Consider the following 18,421-nt stretch of genomic DNA (forward strand, 5'->3'; position numbering starts at 1 on the left):
TCTCCGAGCGTGCGGCGGGCGAGCGGATCGAGCCGGAAACGGATTGCCGGGACCAGACCGCTGAAGGGAAGTGTGCCCCGTCAACTGTGCGCCGCAGCGAATGTTGCATAGGGATGCAGTCCGGCGCACATGAATGCCCTGCGCCGCATGCAGGACGCGCCGGAGAACGCGACAGGTGACCAGGCAGCGTCCGCCCTCCTCGATCGCCGTCGCCCGGCTGGCGGGGGTCTCGCAATCGGCCGTGTCGCGGACGTTCACGCCGGGCGGCATCGTGTCACCGGCGACGCGCGCCAGGGTTCTCGCGGCCGCCGAGGCGCTGGGCTACCGGCCGAACCTCTTGTCGCGCTCCCTCACCACCGGACGCTCCGGGATCGTCGCCGTGGCGGTGGGCGGCCTCTCCAACCCTTTCCACGCCATGGCCCTGGAGAGCTTCGCCTCCGGACTCCAGCTGATGGGACGGCAGGTCATGCTGGTGGTCGTCGCGGACGAATGGGCCCTCGGCTCGGCCGTGGAACTGTTGTCCGGGTATCAGGTCGATGCGGTGCTCAGCTCGCTCTCGGTGAACGCGGCCGACGTCGCGGACGCCCTGACGCGCTTCGCCGTCCCGATCGTGACGATGAACTCCTCGGTGACGACCCGCTTCGTCCGCACGGTGGCGGCCGACGATCACGGGGCCGGAATCGCGATCGCGAAGCACCTGCACGCGCAGGGCGCGCGGCGCTTCGGCTACATCGCGGGCCGAGCGGGCACGCTCGCCCAGGAGCGCCGCGAAGCCGGCTTCCGGCAGGGCCTGGCGGAATTCGGCATCACGCAATGCGCACGGGCGCAGGGCGACCACCACCATGGCGGCGGCTGCGCGGCGGTGCGGGCGATGTACGGCCCGGCCCGGGGCTCGGCGACGGGACCGGACGGCCTGTTCTGCCTCAACGACCTGACGGCGATGGGCGCCATCGACACCCTCCGGGACGAGTTCGGCCTGCGCTGCCCGGAGGACGTGCTGATCGCCGGCTACGACAACGTCGCGGCCTCGGCCTGGCCGCCCTATCGCCTGACCACCGTCGATGTCGGGCTCGACCGGATCGCGGATCAGGCCTTCGCGCTGATGGAGGCGGCGGACGGCGAACCGTCCGAAGTGCTGGTGAAGCCGCACCTCGTCCTGCGGGCGAGCACCCGGCGCTGACGAAGCGCACCGTACCCCGACGACCAGCCGACGCTTATCCCGGATCGCTGGCCATCGCGAAGGGTCTGCGCCCGAGACGAGATCCGAAGGACGCCGCACTCCAGGTCTCGAGAGCCGCTCCGTCACGAGTTATGACACCCGGCTCCGGTGCGCGCGGTTCGCCATAGGAGTGGGGCTGCGGGACCTCGAACCCCCATCCTGTCGCCCGGGCGGCCGAACTTTTGGCCGCCCGGATCGTCTCAGCTCGCTTCCGACCTCGATGCCTCGGCTCACGGCATCGGGCGGAAGCCTGCTACGAGCAGCCGGTCGTCGAGCCGCAGGTGTCGCACTTCAGGCAGGTGCCGTTGCGGACGAGCGTGAAGTTCGCGCATTCCGGGCAGGCCTCACCGACATAGCCCTTCATCTTCGCCTCGGCGCGGCGGTCGGAGACCGTCCGCTCGGGCTTGATCGGATCGGGCTTGGCGAAGGGGAGGGCATTGACCAGGGCCTCGGCCTGACCGGTCTGCATCGGCTCGGCCTTCAGCGCCGTGGCACCGCGCAGGGCATGGACCACGCCGCCGGCCGGGGCGGTCTGGCCGGAGGTCGCCGCACCGACCCCGACGGTGCCGCCGGCCGGGCCGCCCTGGATCAGGGTGAGGCGGTCGGCCGAGCCGCGGAGGAGACCGCGGGAGACGACGCTGGCCGCCGTGGCCTCGGACTTGCCGGGTTCGCGGGTGGTGTCGGTCTCGCCGCCGCCGATCACGGTGCCGCCGATCTCGGACGGGTTGACGTGGGCGAGGTCGGCACGGCCGAGGTAGGACACGGCCAGCTCGCGGAACACGTAGTCGAGGAGCGAGGTCGCGTTCTTGATCGCGTCGTTGCCCTGCACGAAGCCCGCCGGCTCGAAGCGGGTGAAGGTGAAGGCCTCGACGTATTCCTCCAGCGGCACGCCGTACTGGAGCCCCAGCGAGATCGCGATGGCGAAGTTGTTCATCAGGCTGCGGAAGGTGGCGCCCTCCTTGTGCATGTCGATGAAGATCTCGCCGAGGCGGCCGTCATCGTACTCGCCGGTGCGCAGGTAGACCTTGTGGCCGCCGACGACGGCCTTCTGGGTGTAGCCCTTGCGGCGATGGGGCATCTTCTCGCGGGAGCGGATGCGTTCGACGCGCTCGATCACCCGCTCGACGATCTTCTCCGCGACCTGCGCGGCCTTGGCGGCGGCCGGAGCCGCGATCAGCGCCTCGACCATCTCCTCGGCATCGTCGTCCTCGTCGGCGATCAGGGCCGAGTTCAGGGGCTGCGACAGCTTCGAGCCGTCGCGGTAGAGGGCGTTGGCCTTGAGCGCCAGGGTCCAGGACAGCTTGTAGGCGTTCTTGCAATCCTCGACGGTGGCGTCGTTGGGCATGTTGATGGTCTTGGAGATCGCCCCCGAGATGAAGGGCTGCGCCGCCGCCATCATGCGGATGTGGCTCTCCACCGAGAGGTAGCGCTTGCCGATGCGGCCGCACGGGTTGGCGCAGTCGAACACCGCGTAGTGCTCCTGCTTGAGGAAAGGAGCTCCCTCGAGGGTCATGGCACCGCAGATATGGGTGTTGGCCGCCTCGATGTCCTTCTTCGAATAGCCGAGGAAGGGCAGGATCTCGAAGGTCGGGTCAGCGAGCTTCTCGGCCGGGACCTTGAGAACGTCCTTGAGGAAGTCGTCGCCCAGGGTCCACCGATTGAAGACGAACTTGATGTCGAAGGCCGACTTCAGGCCCGCCTCGATCACCGCGAGCTTGTCGTCGGTGAAGCCCTTGGCGCGGAGCGATCCGGGATTGATCGCCGGGGCCTGGCCCATCGAGCCGTGGCCGACCGCGTAGGCCTCGATCTCGGCGATCTCGGATTCCCGGTAGCCGAGGGTGCGCAGGGCGTCCGGCACCGCGCGGTTGATGATCTTGAAGTAGCCGCCGCCGGCCAGCTTCTTGAACTTCACCAGGGCGAAGTCGGGCTCGATGCCGGTGGTGTCGCAATCCATCACGAGGCCGATCGTGCCGGTTGGCGCGATCACGGTGGCCTGCGCGTTGCGGTAGCCGTGCTCTTCGCCGAGCTGCAGGGCGCGGTCCCAGGCCAGCTTCGCCCGCTCGGCGATGTCGGCCTGGGGCACGTTGGCGAGGTCGAGCGGCACCGGGGCGATGGAGAGGAACTCGTAGCCCTCCGCCTCGCCATAGGCGGCGCGGCGGTGGTTGCGGATCACCTTGAGCATGGCGTCCGCGTTCTCCTCGTAGGCCGGGAAGGCCCCGAGTTCGCCGGCCATCTCGGCGGAGGTGGCGTAGGCCACGCCGGTCATGATCGCGGTCAGCGCACCGGCAAGCGCCCGGCCCTTCTCGGAATCGTAGGGCAGGCCCATGCTCATCAGGAGGCCGCCGATATTGGCGTAGCCGAGGCCCAGCGTGCGGTAGCGGTACGAGAGCTCGGCGATCTCCTTCGAGGGGAACTGCGCCATCATCACCGAGATCTCGAGCACGACCGTCCAGAGACGGTTGAGATGCTCGAAGGCGGCCACGTCGAAGTGGTTCGCGGCGCGGTCGTACATCGTCAGCAGGTTGGCCGAGGCCAAGTTGCAGGCGGTGTCGTCGAGGAACATGTACTCGGAGCACGGGTTCGAGGCCCGGATCCGTCCGCCCGCCGGGCAGGTGTGCCAGTCGTTCATCGTGGTGTTGAAGTGCAGGCCCGGGTCCGCCGAGGCCCAGGCGGCCTCGCCGATCTTCTCCCAGAGCTCACGCGCCGGCAGGGTCTTCGTGGTCTTGCCGGTGGTACGAGCCTTCAGCTCCCAGGACGCATCGTTCTCGACGGCGCGCAGGAAGTCGTCGGTGAGGGAGACCGAGTTGTTCGAGTTCTGGCCGGCCACCGTGAGGTAGGCCTCAGAATCCCAGTCGGTGTCGTAGACGGGGAAGTCGATCTTGGTGAAGCCCTGGCGGGCGAACTGGATCACGCGCTTCGTGTAGGAATCCGGCACCGCGTCCTTGCGGGCGGCCTTGACGGCCTTCTTCAGGACGGGATTGCGCTCGGGGTCGAAGCAGGCGTCGCCCTCGGCCTCGCACTGGGTGCAGGCCTTCATCACGGCGGTGAGGTGCTTGGAGACGATCTTGGAACCGGTGACGAGGGCGGCGACCTTCTGCTCCTCCTTCACCTTCCAGTCGATGTACTGCTCGATATCCGGGTGGTCGATGTCGACGATGACCATCTTGGCCGCGCGCCGGGTGGTGCCGCCCGACTTGATCGCGCCGGCCGCCCGGTCGCCGATCTTGAGGAAGGACATCAGGCCGGAGGACTTGCCGCCGCCGCCGAGCTTCTCGTTCTCGCCGCGCAGCAGGGAGAAGTTCGAGCCGGTGCCCGAGCCGTACTTGAAGAGGCGCGCCTCGCGGACCCACAGGTCCATGATGCCGCCCTCGTTGACGAGGTCGTCCTGCACGCCCTGGATGAAGCAGGCATGCGGCTGCGGATGCTCGTAGGACGAGGCGGACTTCGTCAGCTCACCGGTGCGGTAATCGACGTAATAGTGACCCTGCGCCGGGCCGTCGATGCCGTAGGCCCAGTGCAGGCCGGTGTTGAACCATTGCGGCGAGTTCGGCGCCACCATCTGCCGGGCGAGCATGAAGCGCAGCTCGTCGAGGAACGCCGAGGCGTCCTCCTCGGAGGTGAAGTAGCCGCCCTTCCAGCCCCAGTAGGTCCAGCAGCCGGCGAGGCGGTCGAAGACCTGCGTCGAGGAGATCTCGGAGACGTAGCGCTCGGCCTCGGGCAGCTCGGCCAGGGCGGCGAGATCCGCCTCGGAGCGCCACAGGAACGACGGCACGTCGTTCTCCTCGACCTTCTTCAGGGCCGCCGGCACGCCGGCCTTGCGGAAGTACTTCTGCGCGAGCACGTCGCTGGCCACCTGGGACCAGCTCTCGGGAACCTCGATGCCGTCGAGGCGGAAGACCGTCGAGCCGTCCGGGTTGCGGATCTCGCTCAGGGTCTTGCGAAAGGGGATCGTCGCGTAGGGGGATTGTCCGGCCGTGGTATGGCGCCGCTCGAACCGCATGGAACCTGTCTCCCGAGCCGCCTGAAGAAGCGCGGCGCCGTGTCGAAGAATGCTGAAGGCACACGTCCGCGAACGCCGCGAAGCGCTGGAACGGGTATCGAAAATTCGGTGATCCGCCGGTGACGCGACAGCCTCGGCGATGATCCGAAGGTATGCCAGCCGGCGGCCTCACGTCAATAACTAGTGTGCCGGCTGCGTGTTCCTTGCTAGATGTAGTGGGTCACGCCTTAATCCTGTGGATATCGCCGGGCGGTTCGTAAGTGCCCTTTCGGCATGAGGGATTCCGACGCGAAAAATTTTCTCCCCACAGGGTGCACCCGCCGCTGCACCGGTTGAGCCATGGTTAATGCCGGCGGTGTGGGATTTCCGCCGCATTCGCCGCCGGCCCGTCGCGTCGCGGGCGTCGCCTCGCGACTGGACTTCGGAGATGCGCCTCACCATAGTCCGCGCCGACACTCGATGGCGGGGCGCGGGCGCCCCATTCAGGCGAACGCGATGGCTCTCAAGGACACGCTTCTGCGGATCTTCACCTGGTGGAACGGGCAGACGATGTCGCTCGCGCTCTACACGGCGCGCAGCGGACAGCGCGTCGGCACCGACGATCTCGGCAACGTCTATTACCGCGCGCAGGGACCGCTGATCGACCGCTCGGTGGGCACCGAGCGGCGCTGGGTGGTCTATAACGGGTACGCCGATGCCTCGAAGGTGCCGCCGGGCTGGCGCGCCTGGCTCTGCCACAACGGCGACGTGCCCCCGAGCGAGCAGGACTACGTCCCGCGTGCCTGGCAGAAGCCCCACGTGGAGAATCTCACCGGCACCAGCGGCGCCTACCGGCCGCGCGGCTCGCAGCTGAACGTCGGCCAGCGCCCCGCCGCCACCGGCGACTACGTGCCCTGGAGCCCGGGCAACTGAGGGCAGGGCTCCCGATCGGAGCCGGCCCTTTTTCCACCAATCTTCGCGCGCTTAAGAAGACCTCGCGTCGTCGTGCCCGCCCGGGGCGCCAGCGAGGAGGGTCGCCCGTGAGCCGCAGCACAGCAGGATCGTCTCGCTCCGTGATCAAGCGCCTCCTCCTCGCGTCGGTCGCGATCGGCCTGTGCAGCCTCCCGGCGGCCGCCGACAAGATCAAGAACCCGACCGCGGTGTTCTCGGGCCTCGACAAGATCACCGGCCGCATCGTCTCCTTCGAGGTGGCGGTGGACGAGACGGTCCAGTTCGGCGCCCTGCAACTGACACCGCGGGTCTGCTACAGCCGCCCGCCGACCGAGAGCCCGAAGACCACCGGCTTCCTCGAGGTCGACGAGGTCACCCTCGACAACAAGTACCGCCGCATCTTCACCGGGTGGATGTTCGCCTCCAGCCCGGGCCTGCACGCGATCGAGCATCCGATCTACGACGTCTGGCTCGTCGATTGTAAGGGTGGTTCCGACGTCATCGCCGAGGCCCGCGAGCAGGAGGACATGCCCGCCATGGCCGCGAAGCCGGAGAAGACCCGGCGCCCCAAGAGCGGCCAGGACGCGACGCGCACCGCCCAGCAGGTCAACCCGAACGGCCAGGTGGATGTCGAGGCGCCCCGCGGCGTCCCGGTCCAGCCCAAGCAGAAGCCTTCGCGCAAGTTCTTCCCGTCGAACGAGGGACCAGCCCCGGCTCCGCCGCCGCAGCAGCCGCAATCGCTGTTCGACGCGCTGTTCCGCTAGAACGGGCCGGCGGGACCTTCTAGTTCTGGGAGAGCGCGTCCAGGGCCTGCTGCCCGCGCACGGACCCGTCGCCCGGCCACACGTTCCAGTCCGCCGGCAGGACGATCGCCTCGGCCAGACGTCGCTTGTAGACGTGGCGCGGCAGTTCCTCGGCCCCGAACTGCATCAGGTGGTCGGTCACGAACTGCGTATCGGCGAGGCGGTAGCCGCCCGCGCGCAGGCGGGCCACCAGATGCACCAGGGCGACCTTCGAGGCGTCGCGCACGGTGTGGAACATGCTTTCCCCGAAGAAGGCGGCCCCGAGGGAGACGCCGTAGAGGCCGCCGACCCGGTGTCCGTCGAGGAACACCTCCACCGTGTGGGCGTGCCCGGCATCGAAGAGGGCTCCGTAGAGCTCGCGAATCCGGCCGTTGATCCAAGTCCGTTCGGCATCGCCCCGCGGCGCGGCGCAGCCGGCGATGACCGCATCGAAATCCTGGTCGGTCCGCACCTCGAACACGTCGGAGCGCACGGTGCGGGCAAGCCGCTTGGAGACGTGGAAGTCATCGAGGGGCAGGATGCCCCGCGCCCGCGGCTCGACCCAGTAGATGGCCGGGTCGTCGGCATCCTCCGCCATGGGAAAGATGCCGGCCGCATACGCCTTCAGCAGGATCTCGGGCGTGATCTCGACGCGGTCGCCATCGTACATGGTCCGATTTTGAAGCGGCGCCGCACGGAAGGCCAGAGGCAGGCGGGTCGCATGGCCGTCCGAAGACATGAAAAAGGCGAGACGTGAACAAGGGCGAGGCCTCGCGGCCCCGCCCTCGCATCCCGGATCTGGATACCGCTCAAAAGTTCGGGCCACCCGAGGTGGTGCCGAGGTTCGGAACGATCCGGTTCGGCTGCTCGGCATTGCCGCCCTTCGCCGAGTCCTCGAAGATCGCCTCGCGGTTGGTGGTGTAGGGTGCCTCGACCACGGAGCCCGTGACGTCCATGTCGAGCCCGCCGGCGGCATTGCGATAGGCGCCGTAGACCGACGGGTTGTCGATCGGGCCACGGGTCGTGCCGCCGGCCTGCGGGAAGGCCCGCTCGGGCTGGCCGACATTGCCGGACGGCGACTGGGCGAAGGCGGCCGAGGCGATCAGGGACGCGGCAACGAAGGTGAGCGTGAAGGTGCGCATGGAAGTCTTTCGGACGTTCGATCGTTAGGAAAATTCGGTCGCTGGTGGAGAGAGGGCTCGCTGGGTCGCGAGGCCGAAACCGTCTCCGCCCGACCGACGTGGTGGAAGAAGTCCTGACCGAACAAAGCGTTCCGGAGGGTCCTTTGCTGGCAATCGGTCGCAGCGTGACGCCCTGGAAGACTCTGAGATCATTCCCACGCGCCCGGCGATCGCCCTCGAAAAGCTCAGTTTGGAACCGCGTGACCGAGGCTTGACCGCAAAAAGGTACCGCTCAGCTCACGGTCGCAGTCATTCACGCGCAACTCGGTTGTGCGCAATCGCACATCCGGTATCCGGCATGGGCCATTGAGACAGTGAGGCCATGAAAAAAGCCGGCCCGTTTCCGGGCCGGCTTCGTGGGTTCGTCGATCGTGGCAGGGTCGATCGTGGCAAGGTCGATCGTGGCAGGCCGGAACCGGCCCTGCGCTCAGCGGGCGGGGCCGCCGGAAGTGCTGCCGGTGTTCGGTACGCCGCGGTTGGTATCGTTGGCGTTGCCGCCCTTGGCAGAGTCGATCGCGCCGGCGCCGGGGGCCATGCCGCGCTCGCCGACCGGCGCCGTCGCGGCACCCGGGTTCGGAGCCATGTCGCGGGTCGACGGATTGTCGATCGGACCGCGGGTGGTCCCGCCGGCCTGCGGCACGGCCCGCTCGGGCTGGCCGACATTGCCGGACGGCGACTGAGCGAGGGCGGGACCGGCGAGGAGAAGGCCGGCGAGGAGAGGAAGCGTCAGGCGCACGGGAGAGTCGTTCCTTCGAATGCGGCTCGGCCGATGCGGAACACACCGCCGAGCCTGTGAGAACGCAGGGAAACGGGCGTGCGCCCGCCCTGTTCCCACCCCCCGGTGACGCTCAGGGCTCGTCGAGGCCGCCGTCGGCGAGGAATCCCTCGAGCCAGTGAATGTCGTAGTCCCCGTTCTGCACATCCGGGTTGCGCACGAGTGTTCGGAACAGCGGCAGCGTGGTGTCGACGCCGTCGACCACGAACTCGTCCAGCGCCCGGCGCAGGCGCATCAGGCATTCGTTGCGGGTGCGCCCATGCACGATGAGCTTGCCGATCAGCGAATCGTAGTTCGGCGGGATCCGGTAGCCCTGGAACACCGCCGAATCGACCCGGACACCGAGGCCGCCTGGCGGATGGAAGTAGGTGATCAGGCCGGGCGACGGACGGAAGGTCGCCGGATGCTCGGCATTGATCCGGCACTCGATGGCGTGCCCCTCGACCTTGATCTCGTCCTGCGTCATCGACAACGGCAGCCCGGCGGCGACGCGGATCTGCTCGTTCACGAGGTCGATCCCGGTGATCATCTCGGTGACCGGATGCTCGACCTGAATTCGGGTGTTCATCTCGATGAAGTAGAAGTTCCCGTCCTCGTAGAGGAACTCCACGGTGCCGGCGCCGAGATATTGCAACTCCTGCATCGCGCGGGCGCAGATGCCGCCGATCTCGGCACGCATGTCGGCGTTGAGGGCCGGCGAACCGCCTTCCTCCCAGACCTTCTGGTGCCGGCGCTGGAGCGAGCAGTCGCGCTCGGCGAGGTGCACCGCGTTGCCGCGCCCGTCGCCGAGAACCTGCACCTCGATGTGGCGCGGCTTCTCCAGGTACTTCTCCAGGTAGACCGCATCGTCGCCGAAGGCCGCCTTGGCCTCGGTGCGTGCCATGCCGAGGGCCTGCTCCAAATCGGCCTCGCTGCGGGCCACCTTCATGCCGCGGCCGCCGCCGCCGGAGGCCGCCTTGACCAGGACCGGGTAGCCGATCTCGGCGGCGATCCGCTTGGCCTCCTCGGGATCCTCGACGCCGCCCTCGGAGCCGGGCACGCAGGGGATCCCCAGGCGCTTGGCGGTGCGCTTGGCCTCGATCTTGTCGCCCATGATGCGGATGTGCTCCGCCTTGGGACCGATGAAGCCGATGTTGTGGTGTGCCAGCACCTCGGCGAACCGGGCGTTCTCGGAGAGGAAGCCGTAGCCCGGATGGACCGCGTCGGCGCCGGTGATCTCGCAGGCGGCGATGATCGAGGGGATGTTGAGGTAGCTGTCGCGGGCCGCCGGCGGCCCGATGCAGACGCTCTCGTCGGCGAGGCGCACATGCATGGCATCGGCATCGGCGGTGGAGTGGACCGCCACCGTGGCGATCCCGAGTTCCTTGGCCGCACGCAGGATGCGCAGGGCGATCTCGCCCCGGTTGGCAATCAGGATCTTGTCGAACATGGGTGCGGCCCTGCTCACTCGATGACGAGGAGGGGTTCGCCGAACTCGACGGGCTGGCCGTCCTCGACGAAGACGGCGGTGACGGTACCGGCGCGGGGCGCGAGGATCTCGTTGAAGGTCTTCATCGCCTCGATGAGCAGGAGCTTGTCGCCCGCCGCGACCGTCGAGCCGACATCGACGAACAGCTTCGCCTCCGGCGACGGCCGGCGATAGGCGGTGCCCACCATCGGGGAGGGGACCGATCCGGGATGTCCGGCGCCGGCCTTGCGGTCGAGGCCGCCGCCGGGACCGGGGACCGGGGCAGCGACGGCGGCCATCGCGGGAGCCGGAGCCGGCGCGGGAGCCGCCACCTGCACCTGGACCGCCTCGATGCGGCGGGCGACGCGGATGCGCAGATCCCCCTTCTCGACCTCGATCTCGCTGAGATCGGTCTCGTTGATGAGCTTGGCGAGCTCGCGGACGAGCTCCGGATCGAAGGGGTCGTTCTTGGACATCGGCTCCTTGGGCATCGGCTCGGTCGTCTTCAGGTCAGGCGCAGGGTGCGCCTCGTGTCGCTCGGAGATGTCGACGCCGCGCGGAACACGCAAGGCGGCGTCGGCTCGGATCTTCGGTGGAGGGTCGGCTCAGCAGCTGGCGTGGCCGCACTGGCGGACGTCGGTGATCGTCTTGCGGATCGGCTCGATGCCGACGGCGCCGGGGATGATCTCGTCGCCGATGATGAAGGCGGGCGTGCCCGACAGGCCGAGCTTGTCGCCGAGGCCGACATTCTCGGAGAGGGCGGCCTTCACCTCGGGACCCTGCGCGTCCTTCGTCAGGCGGGCGACGTCGAGGCCCATCTCCTTGCCGACGGCCAGCGCCCGCTCGCCGTTCACCCGGCCCTTCGACTCGAGGAGCTTGGTGTGGAATTCGAAGATCTTGTCGCCCTTGAGCTGCTGCTTGGCGGCGAGGGCGATCTTGCTCGCCTCGAGGGATTCGGCGCCGAGCACGGGGAAGTCCTTGAGCACCACGCGCAGCTTCGGGTCGCCCTTGATCAGGGCCTGGATGTCCGTGAGCGCCTTGCGGCAATAGCCACAATTGTAGTCGAAGAACTCGACCAGCGTGACGTCGCCGTTCGGGTTGCCCGCGACGACGCCGTGGGGCGAGTTGACCAGCGCCTCGCGGGATTCCTTGAGGGCCGCCGACTGCGCCAGCTTCTGGGTCTCCTGCTGGCGGCGCTCGCCCTCGGCGATCGCCTCCTGCAGCACCTCGGGGTTCTTGACGAGGTAATCCTTGATGATCCCCTCGATCGCCTGGCGCTGCGGATCCGAGAAGGCGGCGGCCGGGGCGGTCTGGCTCGGCGTCGTCTGGGTCGGGGTGGTCTGCGCCACCGCGGCGCCGAGGGTGCCGGCGAGGATCGTCGCGGAGAGCAGGGAACGGAAGAGAGGCATACGTCCTCGCGGGGCGGGACCGGTCAGGCGTAGGCCGGCCATCAGGGATCGTCGTCGGTGCGACATGCGGTTAGCGGCCGGGTTAGGCGTTTTCGCGGCGGCCGGTCAATCACCGAATGGTGGGTTTGGCCCCGGCCCGGCGCAGCGGCTATGACGGAGCCGATGAACCAGCCGCCGATCCTCTCCCCGAACCTGTCCTCCGAGCGTGCGGCCCGCGTCGCCCCGTTCCTCGCCATGGACGTGATGTCCGCCGCCGCCGCCCGCGAGGCGCGCGGGGAGGGCGTCGTCCACATGGAGGTCGGACAGCCCTCCGCGCCGGCACCACGCGCCGTGATCGCATCGGCGCAGGCGGCCCTCGCGACCGGCGCCCTGCCTTACACCCAGGCCCTCGGGCTTCCGGCCCTGCGCGAGCGCATCGCGCGCCACTATGCCGAAACCTACGGGGTCACGGTCTCACCGAGCCGGATCGTCGTGACCACCGGCTCCTCGGCGGGGTTCGTGCTCGCCTTCCTCGGCCTGTTCGACGCCGGCGCCCGCATCGCGATCCCGCAGCCGGGCTATCCGGCCTATCGGAGCCTGCTCAACGCCCTCGACCTCGTGCCCGCCCCCCTGATGCTGCAGGACGCCGACCGCTTCGCCCCGACCGGCGCCGCCCTCCGGGCCCTGCACGAACGGGAGGGCCTGTCCGGCATCCTGGTGATGAGCCCGGCCAACCCGTCCGGCACCGTGATCGAGCCGGCGCGCCTCGCCGACCTCTGCGCCACGGCCCGCGCCCTCAACCTGCGCTTCATCTCGGACGAGATCTATCACGGGCTCGCCTACGGGGTGCCGACCGAGACGGCCCTGCGCTGCGACGACGAAGCGATCGTCATCAACTCGTTCTCGAAGACCTGGTGCATGACCGGCTGGCGCATCGGCTGGATGGTGGTGCCGGACTGGCTGGTCCGGCCCGTCGAGCGGCTCGCGCAGAACCTCTACATCTCGGCGCCCTACCTCTCGCAGGTGGCCGCCCTCGCGGCCTTCGACGCGGTGGAGGAGGTCGAGGCCGTGCGGGCCGGCTACGCCGCCAACCGGGCCCTGCTCCTCGATGCCTTCCCGGCCCTCGGCCTCGGGCGGACGCACCCGGCCGACGGGGCCTTCTACCTCTACGCCGACGTCTCCAACCTCACCGACGACTCCGTCGCCTTCTGCCGGCGCATGCTCGACGAGGCGGGCGTCGCGGCGACGCCGGGCCTCGATTTCGACGGCCGGGACGGCGGCCACCACGTTCGGTTCTCGTTCGCCGGCTCGAAGGCCGATTGCGTCGACGCGGTCCGGCGCCTCAAGGGCTGGCTGCGCTGAAAACGCGAAACGGGGCGGGCGCGACGCCCACCCCGCTTCCTGTCGATCCCTCAGGGACGATCACTCACCCGTCAGGGCCGCCTTGGTCCGCGACCACCAGCCGGCACGCTTCGGGCGATCCGGATCGGAAGGCGGCGTCAGCACCACCGCGACCGGCTCGGGCTTCGGCGCCGGCTCAGCAGCCTGCGGCGCCTCGGCCCGGGGCTCTGGATTCACGGGCAGTTCCATCGCCACCGGCGCGGTGCTCTCGGGGGCGGTGGGCGCCACGGCCTCGGACACCGCCTCGGCGCTCACCGGCTCCTCGCCGCCGAGGAAGGCGGACGGCGCGTCGGCCGCCCCCTCGTCGCCCTCGACCGAAGCGACCGGCCGGTCGCCGTGAGCTTCGTCACCGAAGGTCTGCTGGTCTGGATCCTGACGCGCGGCCTCCGGATTGGCACCCTCGCCGTCGCGGCCACGACCGTCGCGGTCGCGACCCCGGCCGCCACGGCGGCCCCGGCGGCGGCGGCGACCGCTGCCATCGTCCTCGCCGGAGGCCGGCATCTCGGCCGAGGCGACGGTCTCGTCGCCCTCCGCCTGCGCAGCGATGTCATCGGACTCCTCGCCCTCACCGTCCTCGTCGTTCTCGGAGGCCGACCCTTCGCCGCCGGCCTGCTCACCGGTCTCGTGGCGACCGCCGCGACGCCGACGCCGACGACGGCGACCGCCGCGGCCCTCGCCGCCATCGGCCGCCTTCTCGTGGGACTCGTCGGCGGGCGCGCCGGCCTCGATCTCCTCGGATTCGGCCTCGACGGCCTCCTCCTCGATCTCCGGATCGAAATCCTCTTCCGGCTCCAGGGCGGAGTTGATCGCCACGGCGCGGACGCCGGTCACCGGACCCTCGGCGCGCACCGCCGGCTCGCCGCGGTCGAGCTGGAAGGCGGAGGTGGCGGCCAGGCGCTCGTCGGCCGCGATGGTCAGGGAGACGCCGAAGCGCACCTCCAGCTCGCGCAGATGCGCGCGCTTCTGGTTGAGGATGTAGAGCGCGACCTCGGTGCGGGTGCGCAGGACGAGGTTGTGGGTCGTGCTCTTGAGGAGCGATTCCTCGATGGCGCGCAGGATCTGCAGAGCCACCGAAGCGGTCGCCCGGACGTAGCCGGACCCGCCGCAATGGACGCAGGGCAGGGACGAGCTCTCCAGCATGCCGGTGCGGATGCGCTGGCGGCTCATCTCGAGCAGGCCGAAGGGGGAGATCCGCCCGACCTGGATGCGCGCGCGATCGTTCTTCAGGCAGTCGTTGAGCTTCTTCTCGACGGCGCGATTGTTGCGCTTCTCTTCCATGTCGATGAAGTCGATCACGACGAGGCCGGCGAGGTCGCGCAGGCGCAGCTGGCGGGCGACCTCCTCGGCCGCCTCCAGATTGGTTCGGAGCGCCGTGTCCTCGATGTCGTGCTCGCGGGTCGAGCGACCCGAGTTCACGTCGATGGAGACGAGGGCCTCCGTCGGGTTGATGACGAGGTAGCCGCCCGACTTCAGGGTGACGTGGGTGGAGAACATCGCGTCGAGCTGCTGCTCGACCCCGTAGCGCGCGAAGATCGGCGTCGAATCGCGATAGGGCTGCACGACCTTGGACTGACCGGGCATCAGCATGCGCATGAAGTCGCGCGCCTCGCGATAGGCCTCGTCGCCCGCCACCAGGATGTCGTCGATGTCCTTGTTGTACAGGTCGCGGATGGCACGCTTGATCAGCGAGCCCTCTTCGTAGACCAGGGCCGGGGCCGAGGAGGACAGCGTCAGCTCGCGCACGCTCTCCCACAGGCGCATCAGGTACTCGAAGTCGCGCTTGATCTCGGGCTTGGTGCGCGAGGCGCCGGCCGTGCGCAGGATCACGCCCATCCCCTCGGGCACCTCCAGGTCCTGGGCGACCTCCTTCAGGCGCTTGCGATCGGCGGCCGACGTGATCTTGCGGGAGATGCCGCCGCCACGGCCGGTGTTCGGCATCAGCACCGAGTAGCGCCCGGCCAGGGACAGGTAGGTGGTCAGCGCCGCCCCCTTGGTGCCGCGCTCCTCCTTGACGACCTGCACCAGGATGATCTGGCGGCGCTTGATCACTTCCTGGATCTTGTAGTGCCGACGGTAGGTGCGCGGGCGCTCCGGGATCTCGGCCAGGGCATCGCCGCCGACCTGCGCGATCTTCTGCGGACGCTCGCCGTCCTCGCCCTCGCTCTCCTCCTCGTCGTCGTCCTCGTCGTCCTCGTCCGAATCGTCGTCGTCATCCTCGGACTCGTCGTCCGACTCGTCCTCGTCCGAATCCTCGTCGCTCTCGTCCGAATCGTCCTCGTCCGACTCGTCCTCGGAGGTGGATTCTGCGACGGGCGCCGCGCCGGCCTCGGTGGCAACGGCGTCACCCATGGGCGCAGCTTCGAGCGCGAGCTCGGCGGCCGGCTCCACAGGCGCCTCGGCGGTGGCGCCGGCGGGGGCCGCCTCGTCGGACGACGGCGCGTCCGACCTGGACGCCTCGGATGCCTCCGAGGTCTCGCCGCTGGACGGGGCGGCCTGCGGCAGGTCGGCGGATTCGTCGCTGCCGGGCAGGACCGACGGCGGCGCGTTGCCGAGGCCGCCTTCGAGCAGCGCGTCGGCGACGCCGATCGCCGGATCGTTCGAGGAATCCGGATTGTCGAAGGTCCCAACGGCCGACAGGTCGACGACGTCCTCGGACGTCACCGTCTCGGACGTACGCGCCTTCTTGGCCGAGGTGCCGTCGCGACGGCCGCGCGAGCGGCGGCGGGGCTTGCGCTCCTCGCGCTCCCGGTGCTCCTCGGCCTCGCGGGCCTCGTCCTCGAGCAGGGCCTGACGGTCCGCGAGGGGGATCTGGTAATAGTCCGGGTGGATCTCGCTGAAGGCGAGGAAGCCGTGGCGGTTGCCGCCGTACTCGATGAAGGCGGCCTGGAGCGAGGGCTCCACGCGGGTCACCTTGGCGAGATAGATGTTGCCGCGAAGCTGGCGCCGGTTGGCCGCCTCGAAATCGAATTCCTCGACCCTAGAACCGTGGACCGTGACGACCCGGGTCTCCTCCGGGTGCATCGCGTCGATGAGCATCTTGTTGTTGTTGGCCATGACGAACTTTCGACATGGCGGTCGACGTCGTTCTCCTCGAACCGCGCGGTCCCGATGGGGCGCCGTCCGGTCCGGGCTCGTCGGCCAGGAGGATCGGCGCCCGTGACGACCCGGGGAAGGGGGTCGCGGAAGCTGTGGGGAAGGGATTGCCGCCAACCGCCGTTGGGCGCCGGATCTCGGCGCGCGTGGGGTTGATCCTGGCCAGGGCCGACGAGAAGGCGGCGCCACGCGAAACGCGCAGGCGTTGAACACGAGCAACGGCAACCGATGCTGTGTGTCCGCTCATTCTCTCCCTGACCTCGCGAAGACTGTATGGGCCCGTCCGAGGACAGGCCGGCATGTGCAGAACGGTGCGGCGGCCGAAAAAGGCCACCGAATGAACCGACTCCCACCCGGCCTTGGTATGCCGTCATGTCTGACGCGGGGAACCGACTGCGAAGGCGATCCGGCGCGAAGCCGGGCCGCGCCCGCGGGCCGCGGAGCAAACCGCACGGCACCGGGAAGGGGACCGCATCATTACAGAGCGTCGCGACGTTTTGGCAAGGTCCTTAATCTTGGACAGGCATCTCGGCGGCGCGAACGCACCGGGCCGGCGCGGCGATCCACGCCCCGCTCCGGCGATCTGTCGCCGCCGGGACACTACGCGCCCGGAAGTGAAGCGGGGCCTTTGAGGAACGGTTAACCATCCCATCGGTATCCCGTAGAGGCAGGCTGACGCCACAGCCCGCTCGCGAGCACGCCCCGATGGGGCGCGCCCGTCCTCACGGGGATGATTGCCGGAACGATGCCGAGACGCGCCCGCCTTCTCCGCTCCGTCCTCCTCGCCCTGGCCTGCGCCGGCGCGCTCTCGGCTGCCGGCTCCGGCAGCCTCGCCCAGGACACCGACAAGCTGCGCGGTGCGGGCTCTCAGGCGGCGGTCGCCATCGCGGCCGATCTCGCGACCAGCAACGCCACCACCAAGCTCACCCTGACGCTCTCGAAGGCGATCGACGCCAAGGCCTTCGTGATGGAACGGCCCGACCGGGCGGTGATCGATCTCGCAGAAGTGAACTTCCAGCTCGGGCCCGAGACCGGACGCAAGCGCGACGGCGTCGTCGCGTCGTTCCGCTACGGGCTGTTCGCGCCGGGCCGCTCGCGCATCGTCGTCGACCTCGCCCAACCCGCCACCGTGGGGCGGATCGAGACGGTCACGCGTCCGCGCGACGGCGCCGTGCTGCTCAGCATCGAGTTCCAGCGCTCCGACCGCGAGGGCTTCCGCCGCGCCGCCGTGGCGAGCGATCCGGCCCCGGCCCAGCGCAAGGTCGCGGCCGCGCCGGAAGCGACGGATGCCCGCCCGCTCATCATGGTCGATGCCGGTCACGGCGGCACCGATCCCGGCGCCATCGCGGCCACCGGCGTGTTCGAGAAGGACATCGTGTTTGGCTTCGCTCAGGCCCTGGTGACCCGGCTCGAAGCGAACGGCCGCTACCGGGTGCGGATGACCCGGGATCGCGACGTGTTCGTGCCGCTCTCCGAGCGCGTGCGCCTCGCCCGCGAGGCGAAGGCGGACCTGTTCGTCTCGATCCATGCCGACTCGATCTCGTCGGCCCCGCAGGTGCGCGGCGCCACCATCTACACCGGCTCCGAAAAGGCCACCGACGCCGAATCGGCCAGGCTCGCCGAGCGCGAGAACCGCGCCGATGCGGCCGCCGGCACCGAATCGAACGAAGGCCCGGGCCACGTCGCGGACATCCTCCAGGAGCTCACCCTGCGCGAGACCCGAACCTTCTCGTCCAGCTTCGCCAGGGGGCTGATGAGCCATCTCAACCCGGTGATGGAGATGAGCGCCAAGCCGCACCGCGAGGCCGGCTTCCAGGTGCTGCGCTCGCCCGACGTGCCCTCTGTCCTGGTGGAGCTCGGCTACCTGTCGAGCAAGCACGACCTCGACCTGCTGCAGTCGGAAGGCTGGCGCGCCGAGGTGACCGGCGGCATGGCCAAGGCGATCGACGCGTTCTTCGGCAACCGGACCTCGCTGACCCGGCCGCAGCCGCCCCGCCGATCGGCGGCAATCGCCCCAGTTTCACCATAGAATGCGTGTGAAACCGGGGCTCACAGCGCTCCGGTCGAACCGCTGCCGATCGTCTCGGCGGACTTGATCGCGGCGCTCTCGAGCGAACGCCGCCGACATCGTGGGCTCGACCGCATTTCTCGCGGCGGGACTCTTGCATTTCGGGATGGGACACGGTCGGAGGAGGCACGCGCCAT

At 69.4% G+C, this 18,421-nt stretch carries 13 protein-coding genes; 5 read left to right on the top strand and 8 right to left on the bottom strand.

Translation table 11 applies throughout. The annotated features are described in order from the left end of the window. Window positions 1-175: 175 nt before the first annotated feature. The gene (locus AC0IWM_RS12475) at window positions 176-1,180 is read left to right on the top strand and encodes a LacI family DNA-binding transcriptional regulator (protein ID WP_471755383.1); all 1,005 of its coding nucleotides are present in this window, start codon (window positions 176-178) and stop codon (window positions 1,178-1,180) included. A gap of 292 nt (window positions 1,181-1,472) precedes the next feature. Here AC0IWM_RS12475 and AC0IWM_RS12480 read toward each other — a convergent pair whose 3' ends face one another. Further along, window positions 1,473-5,219: a vitamin B12-dependent ribonucleotide reductase gene (locus tag AC0IWM_RS12480; RefSeq protein WP_471755385.1), complete on the bottom strand. Its 3,747-nt coding sequence runs from the start codon at window positions 5,217-5,219 to the stop codon at window positions 1,473-1,475. A gap of 495 nt (window positions 5,220-5,714) precedes the next feature. Between AC0IWM_RS12480 and AC0IWM_RS12485 the strand changes: the two genes are divergently transcribed. Both AC0IWM_RS12485 and AC0IWM_RS12490 read left to right on the top strand, forming a co-directional pair. After that, on the top strand, window positions 5,715-6,131 hold the full coding sequence (locus AC0IWM_RS12485) for an NADH:ubiquinone oxidoreductase subunit NDUFA12 (protein WP_082511312.1): 417 nt from the start codon (window positions 5,715-5,717) through the stop codon (window positions 6,129-6,131). Window positions 6,132-6,271: 140 nt separating this feature from the next. Next, complete coding sequence (locus tag AC0IWM_RS12490; RefSeq protein ID WP_471755387.1) at window positions 6,272-6,913, top strand: DUF2155 domain-containing protein; 642 nt, start codon at window positions 6,272-6,274, stop codon at window positions 6,911-6,913. A gap of 19 nt (window positions 6,914-6,932) precedes the next feature. Here AC0IWM_RS12490 and aat read toward each other — a convergent pair whose 3' ends face one another. The 6 genes from aat to AC0IWM_RS12520 all read right to left on the bottom strand — a co-directional run bounded on the left by aat (window position 6,933) and on the right by AC0IWM_RS12520 (window position 11,743). Then, window positions 6,933-7,601, bottom strand: a complete 669-nt coding sequence (aat, locus tag AC0IWM_RS12495; protein WP_471755389.1) for a leucyl/phenylalanyl-tRNA--protein transferase — start codon at window positions 7,599-7,601, stop codon at window positions 6,933-6,935. Window positions 7,602-7,740: 139 nt separating this feature from the next. Then, window positions 7,741-8,073 carry a hypothetical protein gene (locus AC0IWM_RS12500; protein WP_471755391.1) on the bottom strand — a complete coding sequence of 111 codons (333 nt, stop codon included), beginning with the start codon at window positions 8,071-8,073 and terminating at the stop codon, window positions 7,741-7,743. 466 nt (window positions 8,074-8,539) lie between these two features. Continuing rightward, window positions 8,540-8,848 (bottom strand): hypothetical protein, encoded by a 309-nt coding sequence (locus tag AC0IWM_RS12505; RefSeq protein WP_471755393.1) that lies wholly within the window; start codon window positions 8,846-8,848, stop codon window positions 8,540-8,542. 112 nt (window positions 8,849-8,960) lie between these two features. Then, entirely contained in the window at window positions 8,961-10,316 is a 1,356-nt protein-coding gene (gene accC, locus AC0IWM_RS12510; protein ID WP_471755395.1) for an acetyl-CoA carboxylase biotin carboxylase subunit, read from the bottom strand. A gap of 14 nt (window positions 10,317-10,330) precedes the next feature. Continuing rightward, window positions 10,331-10,810, bottom strand: coding sequence for an acetyl-CoA carboxylase biotin carboxyl carrier protein (gene accB / locus AC0IWM_RS12515; protein WP_056474388.1), 480 nt, complete (start codon window positions 10,808-10,810; stop codon window positions 10,331-10,333). Between the two features lie 129 nt (window positions 10,811-10,939). Then, complete coding sequence (locus AC0IWM_RS12520; RefSeq protein WP_471755397.1) at window positions 10,940-11,743, bottom strand: DsbA family protein; 804 nt, start codon at window positions 11,741-11,743, stop codon at window positions 10,940-10,942. Window positions 11,744-11,905: 162 nt separating this feature from the next. Between AC0IWM_RS12520 and AC0IWM_RS12525 the strand changes: the two genes are divergently transcribed. Beyond that, window positions 11,906-13,084 (top strand): pyridoxal phosphate-dependent aminotransferase, encoded by a 1,179-nt coding sequence (locus AC0IWM_RS12525; protein ID WP_471755399.1) that lies wholly within the window; start codon window positions 11,906-11,908, stop codon window positions 13,082-13,084. Between the two features lie 60 nt (window positions 13,085-13,144). Here the strand turns inward: AC0IWM_RS12525 and AC0IWM_RS12530 are convergent, their stop codons facing one another. Further along, window positions 13,145-16,177, bottom strand: coding sequence for an Rne/Rng family ribonuclease (locus AC0IWM_RS12530; protein ID WP_471755401.1), 3,033 nt, complete (start codon window positions 16,175-16,177; stop codon window positions 13,145-13,147). Window positions 16,178-16,961: 784 nt separating this feature from the next. Here AC0IWM_RS12530 and AC0IWM_RS12535 point away from each other — a divergent pair. Then, window positions 16,962-18,245, top strand: a complete 1,284-nt coding sequence (locus AC0IWM_RS12535; protein ID WP_471755403.1) for an N-acetylmuramoyl-L-alanine amidase — start codon at window positions 16,962-16,964, stop codon at window positions 18,243-18,245. Window positions 18,246-18,421: the final 176 nt, after the last annotated feature.

It is taken from the genome of Methylobacterium sp. AC433 (assembly GCF_979253015.1).